This is a genomic window from Enterococcus sp. JNUCC 77, assembly GCF_054819945.1.
Map to the genome: position 1 here is coordinate 817,143 of NZ_JBTHIG010000002.1, position 13,237 is coordinate 830,379.

General features: G+C 34.7%; 16 protein-coding genes. 13 read left to right on the forward strand and 3 right to left on the reverse strand.

Annotated elements, in window-relative coordinates:
• Window positions 1–186 precede the first annotated feature (186 nt).
• Together ACVWNY_RS17025 and kynU are read left to right on the forward strand one after the other, a co-directional pair.
• The gene (locus ACVWNY_RS17025; protein ID WP_454072040.1) at window positions 187–1,368 is read left to right on the forward strand and encodes an MFS transporter; all 1,182 of its coding nucleotides are present in this window, start codon (window positions 187–189) and stop codon (window positions 1,366–1,368) included.
• 11 nt (window positions 1,369–1,379) lie between these two features.
• Window positions 1,380–2,651: a kynureninase gene (gene kynU, locus ACVWNY_RS17030; RefSeq protein WP_218325783.1), complete on the forward strand. Its 1,272-nt coding sequence runs from the start codon at window positions 1,380–1,382 to the stop codon at window positions 2,649–2,651.
• A gap of 67 nt (window positions 2,652–2,718) precedes the next feature.
• Here kynU and ACVWNY_RS17035 read toward each other — a convergent pair whose 3' ends face one another.
• Entirely contained in the window at window positions 2,719–2,898 is a 180-nt protein-coding gene (locus ACVWNY_RS17035; protein WP_218325784.1) for a hypothetical protein, read from the reverse strand.
• A gap of 73 nt (window positions 2,899–2,971) precedes the next feature.
• On the opposite strand from ACVWNY_RS17035, the gene ACVWNY_RS17040 reads away from it, so the two are divergent.
• The 5 genes from ACVWNY_RS17040 (at window position 2,972) to ACVWNY_RS17060 (ending at window position 6,049) form a co-directional block, all read left to right on the forward strand.
• Entirely contained in the window at window positions 2,972–3,151 is a 180-nt protein-coding gene (locus ACVWNY_RS17040) for a hypothetical protein (protein WP_218325785.1), read from the forward strand.
• Window positions 3,152–3,225: 74 nt separating this feature from the next.
• Window positions 3,226–3,405, forward strand: coding sequence for a CsbD family protein (locus ACVWNY_RS17045; RefSeq protein ID WP_218325786.1), 180 nt, complete (start codon window positions 3,226–3,228; stop codon window positions 3,403–3,405).
• 75 nt (window positions 3,406–3,480) lie between these two features.
• Window positions 3,481–4,014, forward strand: coding sequence for an acyl-CoA thioesterase (locus tag ACVWNY_RS17050; RefSeq protein ID WP_218325787.1), 534 nt, complete (start codon window positions 3,481–3,483; stop codon window positions 4,012–4,014).
• 69 nt (window positions 4,015–4,083) lie between these two features.
• Entirely contained in the window at window positions 4,084–4,728 is a 645-nt protein-coding gene (locus ACVWNY_RS17055; protein WP_454072041.1) for a bifunctional 4-hydroxy-2-oxoglutarate aldolase/2-dehydro-3-deoxy-phosphogluconate aldolase, read from the forward strand.
• Between the two features lie 91 nt (window positions 4,729–4,819).
• Window positions 4,820–6,049 (forward strand): serine hydrolase, encoded by a 1,230-nt coding sequence (locus ACVWNY_RS17060; RefSeq protein WP_218325789.1) that lies wholly within the window; start codon window positions 4,820–4,822, stop codon window positions 6,047–6,049.
• A gap of 15 nt (window positions 6,050–6,064) precedes the next feature.
• Here ACVWNY_RS17060 and ACVWNY_RS17065 read toward each other — a convergent pair whose 3' ends face one another.
• Both ACVWNY_RS17065 and ACVWNY_RS17070 read right to left on the reverse strand, forming a co-directional pair.
• Window positions 6,065–6,946, reverse strand: coding sequence for a helix-turn-helix domain-containing protein (locus ACVWNY_RS17065; protein ID WP_218325790.1), 882 nt, complete (start codon window positions 6,944–6,946; stop codon window positions 6,065–6,067).
• A gap of 127 nt (window positions 6,947–7,073) precedes the next feature.
• The gene (locus ACVWNY_RS17070) at window positions 7,074–7,808 is read right to left on the reverse strand and encodes an epoxyqueuosine reductase QueH (protein WP_218325791.1); all 735 of its coding nucleotides are present in this window, start codon (window positions 7,806–7,808) and stop codon (window positions 7,074–7,076) included.
• 163 nt (window positions 7,809–7,971) lie between these two features.
• Here ACVWNY_RS17070 and ACVWNY_RS17075 point away from each other — a divergent pair, with 163 nt between their 5' ends.
• The 6 genes from ACVWNY_RS17075 (at window position 7,972) to ACVWNY_RS17100 (ending at window position 13,209) form a co-directional block, all read left to right on the forward strand.
• On the forward strand, window positions 7,972–10,356 hold the full coding sequence (locus ACVWNY_RS17075) for a Xaa-Pro dipeptidyl-peptidase (RefSeq protein ID WP_454072042.1): 2,385 nt from the start codon (window positions 7,972–7,974) through the stop codon (window positions 10,354–10,356).
• 13 nt (window positions 10,357–10,369) lie between these two features.
• Window positions 10,370–10,723 (forward strand): hypothetical protein, encoded by a 354-nt coding sequence (locus tag ACVWNY_RS17080; RefSeq protein WP_454072043.1) that lies wholly within the window; start codon window positions 10,370–10,372, stop codon window positions 10,721–10,723.
• Between the two features lie 180 nt (window positions 10,724–10,903).
• Complete coding sequence (locus ACVWNY_RS17085) at window positions 10,904–11,548, forward strand: TetR/AcrR family transcriptional regulator (protein ID WP_218325793.1); 645 nt, start codon at window positions 10,904–10,906, stop codon at window positions 11,546–11,548.
• Between the two features lie 66 nt (window positions 11,549–11,614).
• Window positions 11,615–12,148 carry a GNAT family N-acetyltransferase gene (locus tag ACVWNY_RS17090; protein ID WP_454072354.1) on the forward strand — a complete coding sequence of 178 codons (534 nt, stop codon included), beginning with the start codon at window positions 11,615–11,617 and terminating at the stop codon, window positions 12,146–12,148.
• Window positions 12,149–12,267: 119 nt separating this feature from the next.
• Window positions 12,268–12,393, forward strand: coding sequence for a hypothetical protein (locus tag ACVWNY_RS17095; RefSeq protein ID WP_281419018.1), 126 nt, complete (start codon window positions 12,268–12,270; stop codon window positions 12,391–12,393).
• 225 nt (window positions 12,394–12,618) lie between these two features.
• Window positions 12,619–13,209, forward strand: a complete 591-nt coding sequence (locus ACVWNY_RS17100) for a TetR/AcrR family transcriptional regulator (protein ID WP_218325794.1) — start codon at window positions 12,619–12,621, stop codon at window positions 13,207–13,209.
• Window positions 13,210–13,237 lie beyond the last annotated feature (28 nt).

Below are 13,237 nucleotides of genomic sequence, written 5' to 3' on the forward strand. Positions count from 1 at the left end.
GATAAAAATTGTGTTTTTTTTCGAATAATGTCATTTTCTCTAAAAAATGATGGGTCATTTGTATTTTAAACGAAAAATTAGTCGAAAGAAACTTTTTTAAGGCATATTCAAACAAATCAATCATTCGATATAATAAGTCCATAGTTTGAAAGCGCTTTTAAATTAATTAAAAGAAGGAGGAAGTCAGTGAATAAATGGATGAAATTTTTCTTACTTTATTTGGGTGGTACCTTAATCGGAATGTCTCAATTAAAAATTGCGCCAGTTATTAATCCATTGTCGCAATATCTCCACACCTCTTTAACCCAGATGTCACTACTAACATCAGTATTTACTATTTCAGGAATTTTTATTGCGATTCCTGGCGGCGCATTAGTTACTAAAATTGGTGCGAAGAAGTTGCTTTTGGGGATTATCGCTTTGTTGGCAATTGGTAATTTCTTAGGAACTGTTGCAGGCTCGTTTTCAATGTTACTAGTCACCCGTGTGATTGAAGGGATTTCTTTTTCGACAATTGTTATGACGGCAGTCGTTTTAATTAGCTACTGGTTTAGAGATAGTCAGTATTCTGGCACGGCGATTGGTATTTTCACAACCTTTCCGGCTTTGGCTTCATTGATCTCAATGAATTTGTTTTTACCTTTGTCAGAAAAATATGGGCATTTTGCTAGTTGGTATTTAATTGGTGGGCTTTCTGTTATTCTATGGATTTTATATTTCTTTTTCTTAGATGCACCGAAGGCAGAAGATCAGTCAGTAGAAGAAAAAATTGATGCACCTTTTCGTACGGTTTTAAAAAATAAATCAGTTTGGATTTTGGGAGTTTTACAAGGTTGTATGGCGTTTGTATTATATGCTTACATCGCTTTGTATCCAGTATTGTTTAGTGATTATTATCATCTATCGCAAGGTACGGCCAATTTTTACTCGGGCTTGTTTGGTTTATTTGGGATTCCTTTTGGTGTTGTGGCAGGATTTTTATTGGATCGAGTGAAAAAATCTGGTTTAGTGATTTTGGTGGCTTTTTCTACGATGGCATTGGCGTGTTTAGCAGCACCTTTTTTAGGTGGAGTTAGTGGTTTGATTATTGCTCAAGTCTTTTTTTTATCAGCAGCAGCCATGTTGGCTTCCTCTTCCATCACCATTTTAGTACCAAGAGCGGCAGGAAAAGAACAGTTGATTGGTTATTCAATGAGCTTTGTCAATTTATTTTATTATACGATGATCGTGATTGGTGCCCCTTTAATTTCTAAAATAGTTGAACAATTTTCTTGGTTGACAGGATTATCAGTTTTAACTGGGGTGGCTTGTATCGGCGTGATTGGATCAATTATTTATTTAGTAACAAATCAGACAATTAAAAATTAGGAGGAATTATTGTGAACACAAATTTTGAAACAGGTTTAAATTATGCCAAAGATTTAGATACTAAGGATGAGTTACATCAATATCGTGAAGGTTTCTTTATTCAACCGGGTGAAATTTATATGGATGGCAACTCTTTAGGAATGGCTTCTAAAGCTGCTGTAGAAAATATCGATAAAATGATTGAACGTTGGAAAAAAGAAGGCGTCAGAGCCTGGAATGATTTATATATTTATGGCGAAAAAATTGCGGCTTTAATGGCGCCAATCGTGAATGCTTCGCCTCAAGAGATTACTGTGACAGGCAGTACGACTTCAGATATCCATTCGGCTTTAGCAACATTTTATCATCCGACAAAAGATCGTTATAAAATTTTAGTTGATGACTTGAATTTCCCAACCGATCGTTATGCTGTCGATAGTATTGTAGAATTAAAAGGATACTCTATTGAGGATGCAGTGAAAGTTGTCAAAAGTCCAGATGGTGAATTTATTGATGAAACAGCTGTGATTGAAGCGATGACAGATGATGTAGCAGTGATTTTATTACCAACTGTTTTATATCGAAGCGCTCAAATTATTGATATGAAACGTTTGACTGAAGAAGCCCACAAACGCGGAATTATTATTGGCTTTGATTTATGCCATGCGATTGGCGCGATTGAGATTGACTTTAACGATGTGCAACCTGATTTTGCTGTTTGGTGCACGTATAAATATTTGAATGGCGGTTTAGGTTCGACGGCTGGCTTATACATTAATCAAAAACATTTTGATAAAAAACCTGGTTTGGCTGGTTGGTTTGGCAATCGCAATGATACCCAATTCCAATTAAAACATCAATTCGAACCACAACCTGATGCCAGCGGTTGGCAAATTGGTTCCCCAGCAATTTTTTCAATGGCTGGCTTAGAAGGCTCGTTACAAATTTTCAATCAATTAGGGATGAAAAAAATCCGCGAAAATTCATTAAACAAAACAGCCTATCTTATGTATTTAATCGATCAAGAATTAGCAGAATATGGCTATTCTTACGGAAACAGCACCGATGATCAAGTTCGCGGCGGCCACGTTTGCTTACAACACGAAGAAGCGTATCGGATTGCTGCAGCTTTAAGAGATAATGGTGTGGTACCGGATTTCCGTGAACCGAATGTGATTCGCTTAGCACCAATTGCTTTATATACTTCCTATGAAGAAATCTATCAAGTTGTTCAAACCTTGAAAAAAATTGTTACAGAGAAAATTTACGAAGATTATAGTAATGTGCGGTCTTCGGTGGTTTAAAATAGAGCAAGAAAATAGGAATTGAGAGGGTAAAGTCTTCTCAATTCCTATTTAAATTTCGCAATTTTTATTTTTCTGCTTTTTCATTCCATTTATTAGGACTCCAAATATTTCCTTCTAACGCAATTTGTAAAGACTCGTTATCATCTTCTAATTGCTCGATATATTTGATGGCTTCTGTGATAGCTAAGTTATTTTCGCTATTTTGTAATTTCGTTAATTCTTCAGCTAACCATGTATTTCGCATTTCCTTCACCTCAAAAAGAGTGTATCATGGATATTGGGAGTCCAATAAAATAATGCTTGTTAGGAGAAATACAATGAGGCTTAATGAAAACGTTATCAAAGAAGTTCAAGCTGAGATTGAAAGTGTCAAAGAGGAACTGGCTTATATAGAAAGCAGTAATTTTTCTGGTGAGTTAAAGGATCAGCGGATTTTAGCATTGACGAAAGCATTAAAAGAAGCAGAAGATTTTTTGGCTGCACAAGCAGAATCTTAGTCTAAAAAAACCTACGATGGTATACTCAAATGGTAGTAAAATTATTAAAAATTTGAGAAGTGGGGGACAGAATTATGACAAACAAAGATGAACTAAAAGGCAAAGTAAATGAAGCCAAAGGTAAAGTGACTGATGATGAGTCCACTGAATTAAAAGGGAAAGTACAACAAAAATTTGGTGAAGCTAAGGATGCTGCGAAAGATAAAATGAACAAAGCTGCTGGCAAAATCAATGAAAAACTAGATAAAGAATAATATTTTACCTGTCTCCTTTAAAGAGGCAGGTTTTTTTCGTATAATATTGCTTAAGACAAAAATTAAGGAGATAGCATGGTAGACTTTAAATATTGTAAAGATTCATTCGCAATTCAAACTCATCGGATTTTCCCATTAGATTTAAATACATACGGTTTCTTATTTGGTGGAAAATTAATGACATTAATTGATGATACAGCGTCTATTTCAATTTCTAGACATTGCCGCCGAGCTGCAGTAACAGGTTCATTGGAGGAATTAAATTTTTTAAATCCACTTCATAGCAATCATTCCGTCTGTGTGGAAAGCTATGTTTCAGGTGCGCATCGTAAATCAATGGAAGTTTTTGTTAAAGTGATTGGCGAAAATTTAATGACAGGAGATCGCTATCTAGCGGCCACTTGTTTTATTAACTTTGTAGCAATTGCTGATTCAGAACATCCAGATAAAGATTTTGTCGTGCCTCAAGTTCAACCACAATCAGAGGAAGAAAAATTGATTTGTGATGGTTATCCAGCAAGACGGGCTGAGCGCTTAGCGAAAAGAACCGATTATAAAGAGTTTATTGAAAAGCTTTCAATTGCTTTACCATGGGAAGCTGAAGCTTAATTTGACAAACAAGTAAAACTTTTCAATAATACTTGAGAATACAAATCCAAATGATTGAAGGAATTTTTGATGCAAAAAGTTGAAATATTAAAGCGATTAGAAAAAACTGGTGTCATTGCTGTTGTTCGTGGTAGCAGTAAAGCTGAAGCGTTACAAGCAGTAGATGCAATTGTTTCTGGTGGGATGAATGGTATTGAATTGACTTTTACTGTTCCCCAAGCAGATCGAGTAATCGCCGAATTAGTCTCAAAATATCATGATCAGCCGGAAGTGGTCATTGGTGCGGGGACAGTTTTAGATGCTGTAACAGCTCGCTTAGCAATTATGGCAGGTGCGCAATATATTGTCAGCCCGAGTTTTGATAAAGAAACCGCTAAAATTTGTAATTTATACCAAATTCCTTATTTACCAGGTTGCATGACAATCACCGAAATGAAAGAGGCTTTAACTTACGGTTCAGATATTATCAAACTATTTCCTGGTAGCGCCTTTGGGCCAAGTGTGATTAAAGCATTTAAAGCCCCACTGCCTCACTTGAATATTATGCCAACAGGCGGTGTCAGTTTAGATAATATGCAAGAATGGTTTGATGCTGGCGTGATTGCTGTTGGTGTTGGTGGAAACTTAATGGCACCAGCTGCCCATGGCAACTTTTTAGAGGTCACCAATATGGCGGAAAAATATATGGCTAAATTTAACGAAATTAAAAAATAATTTTTTGAGCTGAAGATGAAAATCTCAGCTTTTTTTGTATCCAATAAAGAAATCATTTACAATAAAAGTAATATTAATTTAGGAGGATATAATGAAAAAATATTTGTGGGGATCAATTATTTTTTTTGCCTGTTTATTTTTAGGGGGAACTGTCTCGGCTAATGCAGAGGCACAAATGTATCGTTTATACAATTCTAACTCGGGAGAACATTTTTATACAAAAGATCCAGGGGAACGGAATTATTTGATTACTTCTGGTTGGGATTCAGAGGGGATTGGTTGGATTGCGCCAGACAATGGGGAACCAGTTTATCGTGTTTATAATGCAAATGCTGGCGATCATCATTACACCATGAATCTGAGTGAAAGGGATTATTTAATTTCGGTGGGCTGGAAAAATGAAGGAACTGGCTGGTTTTCTGATGAGGATAAGCGAACACCTATTTATCGAGCCTATAATCCAAATGCGAAAGCCGGTAGCCATAACTATTCGGCACATTCTAGTGAACAACAAGGCTTGATTTCTGCTGGTTGGCAAGATGAACAAATTGGTTGGTATGCTGTTGCGGCTGGTGGAAATTACAGTGCTGCTGAAAAAATAGCACAAATAAATGCATTGTCTCAACGCTATAGCAATCGAAATGTTAATATTTATTATGAAGGTTTAGTCGATAACAATGCTGGTACAGCTGGAATCAATCCTGACCGACAAATTTTTGCTGCCTCAGTAGCTAAATTACCGATTGCTGCTTATGTACAAGATCGAATAAATCGTCAGTTGTTGGCGCCATCGGCTGAACTTTTATATTTAAATTCAGCCAATTATGTAAATGAGGCCACTTCAACTGGTGGGACTGGTTCAATCCAATTTGAAACAAATTTTTGGAACAAACACTATACTGTCGATGATTTAATGCGGCGTTTATTTGTGAATTCAGATAATTTAGCTAGTAATCAACTACTCGCGCAAATTTGTTACAATAATATGGAAGACTTTCAGCGTTATATCAATAACGTTTATGGAGTTAGTCAATATTCAAGAATGATGACGGCTAGAGAAGCAGGTAAATTAATGGCTGCTATTCATCGACAAAATGGGATTGCTAATCAGGTCATGTCAGAAACAGATTGGAAAAATGATAAAATTGGCGCTTTACCAGTAAAAGTCGATCATAAAGTTGGTATGGCAAATCGTTACAATCATGACGCTGCAGTTGTTTATGGCAGTCAGCCGTTTATCTTGGTAGTACTAGGAACAGATATTAGTAATCAAGAAATTACCAAAATAGCTCAAGGAATATATCAAATTGTTCAAAGTTAAAAAAGACCTCAAAAGCTAGACTAGCTTTTGAGGTCTTTTATTTGGGAAAAAGTCTTTTTTCATTTGGATTAAACCATAAAGTAAAAAACTGACTGCGAGTAAGACAATAGTTACCAATAAAATAATGCCACCAGATAACAATACAGGAGACTGTAAAACAGTGAGTAATGGATTGATTAAAAAAGTTGAGCCACCTTGCTCTTTCAAATTTTCTAAAGCTCGAATCACATCATTTGTTTGAAAATGATTAGGCATTGACTGACTTAAGCTGGCTAATGGACGATTGGCGATGGCTAAATAGCCAGCAGCGAAATTTCCCAATGCCAACAGACCTAAACCAAAATTCCCCATGCTTAATATGCCAATCGAAAAGTTACCAAAGCCAGCTAATCCAGCTGTAAAATTGCCAAAAGCCAGTAAGCCGATAGAAATGGCACCGATGGAAATCAATCCAAAAGAGAAAACACCAAGACTGAAAATTCCTTGAGAAACGATGCCAAAGGAAACAATTCCCCGTGAAAATAAGGCTAAACTAAAAATGCCAGTGGCTTTTGGGAGTTCTCTTAGCTGATGAAACAATTCTTTTTTAGTAAAGCTTTGCCGATATAACCAATTAAAGTTAGGAATGACTATATGAATTAATGGAAGCATACCAATCATAAATGAACTGCAAAATTCAAAATAAGTGGGTGGCGCTTCTTGATCTAACAATTCGTCAAGCGATATATTTAATAAATTCGAAATTTGTTTCAAAGTTGCAATATCCGGCAGACCTGCTTGACGTTCCCATTTTGAAATTGTTTTATCTGAAACATGTAAAAGGGCAGCCAACTCTTTTTGTGTCAGATGATGATTTGCGCGATAATTTTTTAATTGTTGACTTAAATTATTTTCCATATGCTGCCTCCTCTTTTTTGAAAGTTTAGCAAAATAAACTCGAAAAATGAATAGTTTTTAAGGAATTCATGACTCTACTCTTAGTAGAATACCGATGTAACAGCAAAAAACGACAGATCAACTGCCGTTAGAAATCTATTTCATCTTGATGTTCAGCAACATAAGCTTTGGCTTCTTTGTTGATTGTTTTCAAATCAACACCTTGTTGTTTTGCCGCAAAAACACAACCACAATAACATTGACGATAGACGTCATATTCTTTGCACATTTCTACCGAACGTTTATAGCCTGAATTTTTCTTAAAGTCGCTTGGCAAATAATTAGTATCGTAAATTTTTTGGATATCCATTCCAATTTGATTAATCAATTGACTGTTTTTCTTTGGAGAAATTGTTAAAGCTGAACCAAAGTAATCATAACCCCGCTCAACAGCTTCCTTAGCAGCTAAATCTAGACGCATATTAAAGCACGCAGAGCAACGGGCTCCACCTTCACGTTCTTCAGTCAAATTATTTTCAATCACCATTTTAACAAATTCATTTGGCTTATAATCGTCGACGATTAAATCAACTGTATTACCAGTATTTTCATTAAAATCATCAATAAATTTCTTTTGAACTAAAACGCGCCGTTGATATTCACTTTCTGGATGAATATTTGAATTGGCAAAAAAAATTGTTACATCGGCATATTCAGTTAAAAATTCCAAAGTATAAGTGCTGCAAGGTGCACAGCAAGAATGAATCAAAATTTTGGGACGTGCTGCTTGTTTTTCCCAATCTTGAATCATTTTATGTAACACACGGTCGTAATTGACCTTTTGATTTTTCATTTTATCTACAATCGTTGTTGCATCTATCATTCTCATCACCTGTTGGTATTATAACAAAAATAAGAAAATTTGAAAGTAGCATCCTCAGCCCCGTACTTTCTTAAAAAAAAGAAAGTGTTTTCATCAAACTTTAAGGCGAGTACCTGCGGTTCTTTGATATAATTGACTTGTTAAAATTAAAGGAGGACATTTCATGAAAATCAATCAGTTTGGTTTGAAAAAAACTTCGTTAGCTGATGCTAAGCAGGAATTGCAAGAGCTACAGTTTCTAACTGGAAGTGCAACAGACGGTACAGCATTATGGTTTGAATTTTTACAAAAAAGTTTATTAAAGGTCAAAGATGAGAGTGGTTTTATCGCAAAACTTGGTAATTTCTTGGCGACTGAAACTTCTGATTTAGCAAATTTTTATCAAGAAAAACAAGTATTAACTAAAAAAGTTTTCTATACTGTAGCTTTACAACAGTTGGAATTCTTTAATGAAATTGATTTCAATGTAGAGACTTTAGAAGAAGATCTAGTTAAAATTAATATCCCAGTTGTAGAAGGCGATTTTACTGATCCAGATGTATTAATCGAAGCTTGGTATTTATTATTAAATTCGCATACTAAAAATGGTTTGGCTTTCATTGATAAATTAGCAAATCAAGGTTTTTATGCTGACAAAGAATTACCTAAACCTTACTTTTTCAATGGAAAGGCCCAAGCTGTATTTGCGACAGATAAATTAATCCGTGAGGTCGTCTATGTAGAAGCACCATTAGACACTGATTTAGATGGAAATCGTGATTTATTAAAGCTAGAAATTTTACGGCCATCAGAAACCGAAACTGGTTTAAAAGTACCTACATTATTTACCGCTAGTCCTTACGCACAAGGGGTAAATGGTCCTGCCGGAGAAGCTTTAACTTATGATGTAAATGTTCCATTAGAAAGAAAAAAACCAAAGGATACTCCTTATGAGCAAATTCGCTTTAAAGGAAAAGATGAAACGATTCCTACTGAAAGAGAAGTCAATGGTGAAAGTAAATATGCAACTGAAACTTTCACACGAGAAGGCAGCTATACACTAAATGATTATTTCTTAGCTCGTGGTTTTGCAGTTGTTTATGGTGCTGCAATCGGGACACAAGATTCAGATGGTATTCAAACTTGTGGCTCAGTAGAACAGACTACAGCAATGGTTGCTTATATTGAATGGTTAGCAGGAAATCGCCGGGCTTTTACCAATCGAATAGATAATATCGAAATTAAAGCTTGGTGGTCAAATGGAAAAGTTGCCATGACTGGAAAATCATATTTGGGCACTTTAGCGACTGCTTGTGCGACTCGACAAGTAGAAGGCTTGGAAACAATTATTTCTGAAGCAGCGATTTCTGATTGGTACCAATATTATCGCGACAATGGGTTAGTAATTGCACCAGGTGGATTTCCAGGAGAAGATGCCGATGTATTAGCGGTTGAAACTTTCTCTAAAATGCATAACGCAGGAGATTATTTACACACCAAAGATTTCTTCAATAGCTACTTGAAAGAAATGGCTGTATTGCAAGATCGCACCAGTGGAAATTACAATACTTTCTGGGATGAAAGAAATTACTTGCCATTTATTAAAGATATTAAATGTGATGTAGTCATGGTACATGGCTTAAATGATTGGAATGTGAAACCACGTCAAGTTGGTGATTTGTGGGATGCGCTAAAAGATGTACCAGTATCGAAAAAATTAATTTTACACCAAGGGCAACATATTTATATTAACAATATGCCATCGCTTGATTTTCACGATATGATGAATTTGTGGTTGTCCCATAAGCTTTATGGTGTCGAAAATAATGCTAAAGAAATTTTACCAGATTTATTGGTTCAAAATAATACTAAAGAAGATACCTGGGAAACGTTCAACGATTGGAAAGGCATGGAAGAAAAAGTCTATTATTTCGATAAAAATGAATTATCGGAAAGCGAAACCAATGGTGAAACAACTTTCTCTGATAAATTACCAATCGCACAATACGAACGGTATAGTAAAAATAACCCGCTATGGGAAACAGAAATGCTGACAGACGATGCAATGGAAGGCCATCGATATTTGGCAAAAACATCAGAATTAAGTGAAGAATTGCTGATTAACGGTCGAGTAAAAGTTAAGGTCCGTGTGGCTTCTTCAGTTGATTTTGGCATGTTGAATTTTGAGTTAATTGATTTTGGTACAGCGAAACGATTAAAACCTGTGCCAGACACTTTGGCATTAAAAGGACTACAATTAGGACAAAATTGGCGAGAAGACAACTTAGTTGAAATGAAACTAGGGGCACCAACTGAGTATAAAGTTATTACCCGTGGTCATATCAATTTACAAAATCGTGAAAATCCATGGAAAGTCAATGATTTAATCGCCGGAGAATTTGTTGAAGTAGAAATTGATTTACATCCAACGATTTATCGACTAGTCAAAGGACATAAGTTAGGCTTAGCCATTTATGGAACAGATTTTGCGTATACTGTCCGCGGCAATCAAGACATTGATTACACGATTGATTTTAATGAATCACGTTTAACTTTACCATTGGATTAATTGAGGTGAAAAAATGACAGATTTTGAGGATTTTCAAAAAAAAATGTCACGTGATTTTGCTAAACGGCTTCAAAAACGTCAATCTGATCGAACATTGTGTCGAAAGTATCGCCGTTACGCTTTTAAAGGTGTGGGCTATGAGGACAACAATCAAATTATCTATCGTTTTCCTAACCATTATGGTGCGTCTGTCATTGATGGCTTTGGTAGTCAAGGTTTGGAGTTGATGCCGGTTCATTTCTTTGGTAACGACTATCATCATTATGAGAACATGGCTGATTTTCCTTTGACGTACTTGTCTGATGAAAATTTGCAATTGGTTTTGACTGAAATTTTCGAAACAGGTTACACAACGAAAACAATTTAAAATAAAACCGATACAATTTATTAAATGAATTGTATCGGTTTTTTAATTTATTACATAAATGTTAAATACGTTACTATTATTTTAGAATTTTGAATAAATATCAATGAATAAGGATTTAATTTATAATTTATATATGTTATATTTATTTGTAATTAAGAAAGCTAAAGTGAGGGATTTGTTGTGAGTACTAAAAGAGAGATGATTTTTAATACAGCGCTTTCGATGTTTAAAAGTGAAAAATATGGGAAGGTTACGTTAGATAAAATTGCTGAAGCGTCAGATACGAGCGTATTTGCCATTAAACACAACTTTCATGATAAAAAAGAATTATTTAGGTTGATTATCTTATTAATGATCGAGCCGATAGAAGAGGAATTAAGTGACATTTATGCTACAACAATGGAGTATTCTCAAAAGTTGGTTAAAGCTATTGAATTAATAAATAATCAACTATCAGTAATTATTGAACGTAATTTTGAAGATCACATCTTATCAGACCTTGCTTCAGTCAATCAGATTCAAGAAGAAGTTGAAAAATGGGTAGACTCAGTTTATTTAAGATTTATCAATTTAGGATACAATACTCATGATATTGACAAAAAAATTCAACGAGAAACCATTTTATCTTATATTCAAGCTGCTGTGAATATTCAGAAGAATAAAAAATTTAAAGCAGAAAGCTTCCATTTCAATCATCAATTACTACACTTATTTTTATATGGTTTAGTAGGTATTCCTGAAATTGATTATCAAAATGTTGACTCGCTCCAACTATTAGAAATACTAACGGAAAAAGCCAGAAGAGAACAACCGTCCTCAAATTAATTTTTGAGGGCTTTTTATATGATGTTATTCATGTTAGAATATTCAAAAAATAAGAGGTGAAAAATGATAAAAATTCGAACTGCCACAATAAAAGATGCCACTCAATTATTAGAAATATACCGACCTTACGTCCTTAATACCAATATTACTTTTGAATACACAGTACCAACCATTGCCGATTTTACCCAAAGAATCAGTGGAACTTTACAGCAGTTTCCTTATTTAGTAGCTGTTGAAGAAGAAAAAATTGTTGGCTATGCTTATGCTCACTCCTACAAAGAAAGAGCGGCCTATGATTGGGCCGTGGAAGTGACTGTCTATGTGTCAGTAAAAGATCAGGCAAAAGGAACCGGAAAAATGTTGTATGATGCTTTAGAAAATGAATTGAAGAAACAAAACATTTTAGTTTTGACGGCTTGTATAACGGGTGGAAATGATAATAGTGTCACCTTTCACGAAAAATTTGGCTATCAAAAGGTTGCTGAATTTAAGAAAATCGGCTACAAATTTAATCAATGGCATGATGTCATTTGGATGCAAAAATTTTTAAAAGAACCAACAAACCAAGTCGAGGCAGTGATTCCTCATTCTGAACTGTAATAAATGATAAAGTTGCCACTGTATTCTCATGTAAAACATGTTGAATTGCCCTTTATTATTTTTCTGAAAGAGTGGTATCCTTACATCGTCAAGTAAATTGAGGAGGGCAAAAACAGACCATGAAGAAGAATGCGTTAAAATCGCAATCACCGGTCAAGACTAGCGACATTTTAATTGAAATGTTAGGTTTAGTTATATTGATCTCTTTAGCAGTCTATGCCGTTTCTACCGGGAAAATATTCTAAAGGAAGTTGGGGCTTTGGCCGTCAGCTTATTTTTGTTTTTTCCGAGAAAAAGCTTCAGTTAGGTCAAACTTACCTAGTTGAAGCTTTTTAATTTGATCCATGTTATAGTCAAGTAAAACGCTTGCACGTTTTTCACAGAGTAAAAATGAATTCTAAAATTTTTATCATAATTCTCCACTTTTTTTCCACATGCTAAAAAATTTTTTGTTATAAAAAGGAGTTTATATGTCACGAAAAGAAGATAGTTTGCAAACAAGAGAACGTTTGTTAATAGCTGCATTTAATAATTTTTATGAATTTGGTTTTCAAAGTCCTTCTTTGGAAAAGATTTCACGGTCAGCTTCAGTCAGTCGTGGAGCAGCTTATTGGCACTTTGAGAATAAAAGTCAAATATTTAAAGAAGTGATCAAAGAGGTATTAAGTAAAATTCAATTGGAAAAAGAAAAAATCATTCAAAATGACCAATGGGATTTTCAAGAAAAGACAGCTCGTTTGATTCATGTACCAACTAAACATCTCAAAAATTTTAAATTCCTGCAACAATCCATGCAAACCTTGGAAACAGAGGCTGAGTTTTCTGAAGTGTATCAAGAGATTCAAGCTTCTAAACTACGATTGTATCAATTTTTTGAAACAGGTTTATTGACAATTGGATGCGAAGCTTCTCAGGCCAGTGAGTTAGCCAGTCTTTTTTATACTTACTTTGAAGGAATGTATGTCTCTGGCATCCCTAAAGAAGTAAAACCGACCTATAAATTATCAGTCATTAATAATAATTTAGAAATTATTTTTTCTCAGTTGAAAAAAATTTTGTAGCTTGTTGAAGTTAAATTCGACAAGTTTT

Bases quoted from the DNA above. Each gene is read 5' to 3' on its own strand.
- ACVWNY_RS17035 (WP_218325784.1), bottom strand. From the start codon at position 2,898: ATGCGAAATACATGGTTAGCTGAAGAATTAACGAAATTACAAAATAGC.
- ACVWNY_RS17040 (WP_218325785.1), top strand. From the start codon at position 2,972: ATGAGGCTTAATGAAAACGTTATCAAAGAAGTTCAAGCTGAGATTGAA.
- ACVWNY_RS17045 (WP_218325786.1), top strand. From the start codon at position 3,226: ATGACAAACAAAGATGAACTAAAAGGCAAAGTAAATGAAGCCAAAGGT.
- ACVWNY_RS17050 (WP_218325787.1), top strand. From the start codon at position 3,481: ATGGTAGACTTTAAATATTGTAAAGATTCATTCGCAATTCAAACTCAT.
- ACVWNY_RS17055 (WP_454072041.1), top strand. From the start codon at position 4,084: ATGCAAAAAGTTGAAATATTAAAGCGATTAGAAAAAACTGGTGTCATT.
- ACVWNY_RS17060 (WP_218325789.1), top strand. From the start codon at position 4,820: ATGAAAAAATATTTGTGGGGATCAATTATTTTTTTTGCCTGTTTATTT.
- ACVWNY_RS17065 (WP_218325790.1), bottom strand. From the start codon at position 6,946: ATGGAAAATAATTTAAGTCAACAATTAAAAAATTATCGCGCAAATCAT.
- ACVWNY_RS17070 (WP_218325791.1), bottom strand. From the start codon at position 7,808: ATGATAGATGCAACAACGATTGTAGATAAAATGAAAAATCAAAAGGTC.
- ACVWNY_RS17075 (WP_454072042.1), top strand. From the start codon at position 7,972: ATGAAAATCAATCAGTTTGGTTTGAAAAAAACTTCGTTAGCTGATGCT.
- ACVWNY_RS17080 (WP_454072043.1), top strand. From the start codon at position 10,370: ATGACAGATTTTGAGGATTTTCAAAAAAAAATGTCACGTGATTTTGCT.
- ACVWNY_RS17095 (WP_281419018.1), top strand. From the start codon at position 12,268: ATGAAGAAGAATGCGTTAAAATCGCAATCACCGGTCAAGACTAGCGAC.
- ACVWNY_RS17100 (WP_218325794.1), top strand. From the start codon at position 12,619: ATGTCACGAAAAGAAGATAGTTTGCAAACAAGAGAACGTTTGTTAATA.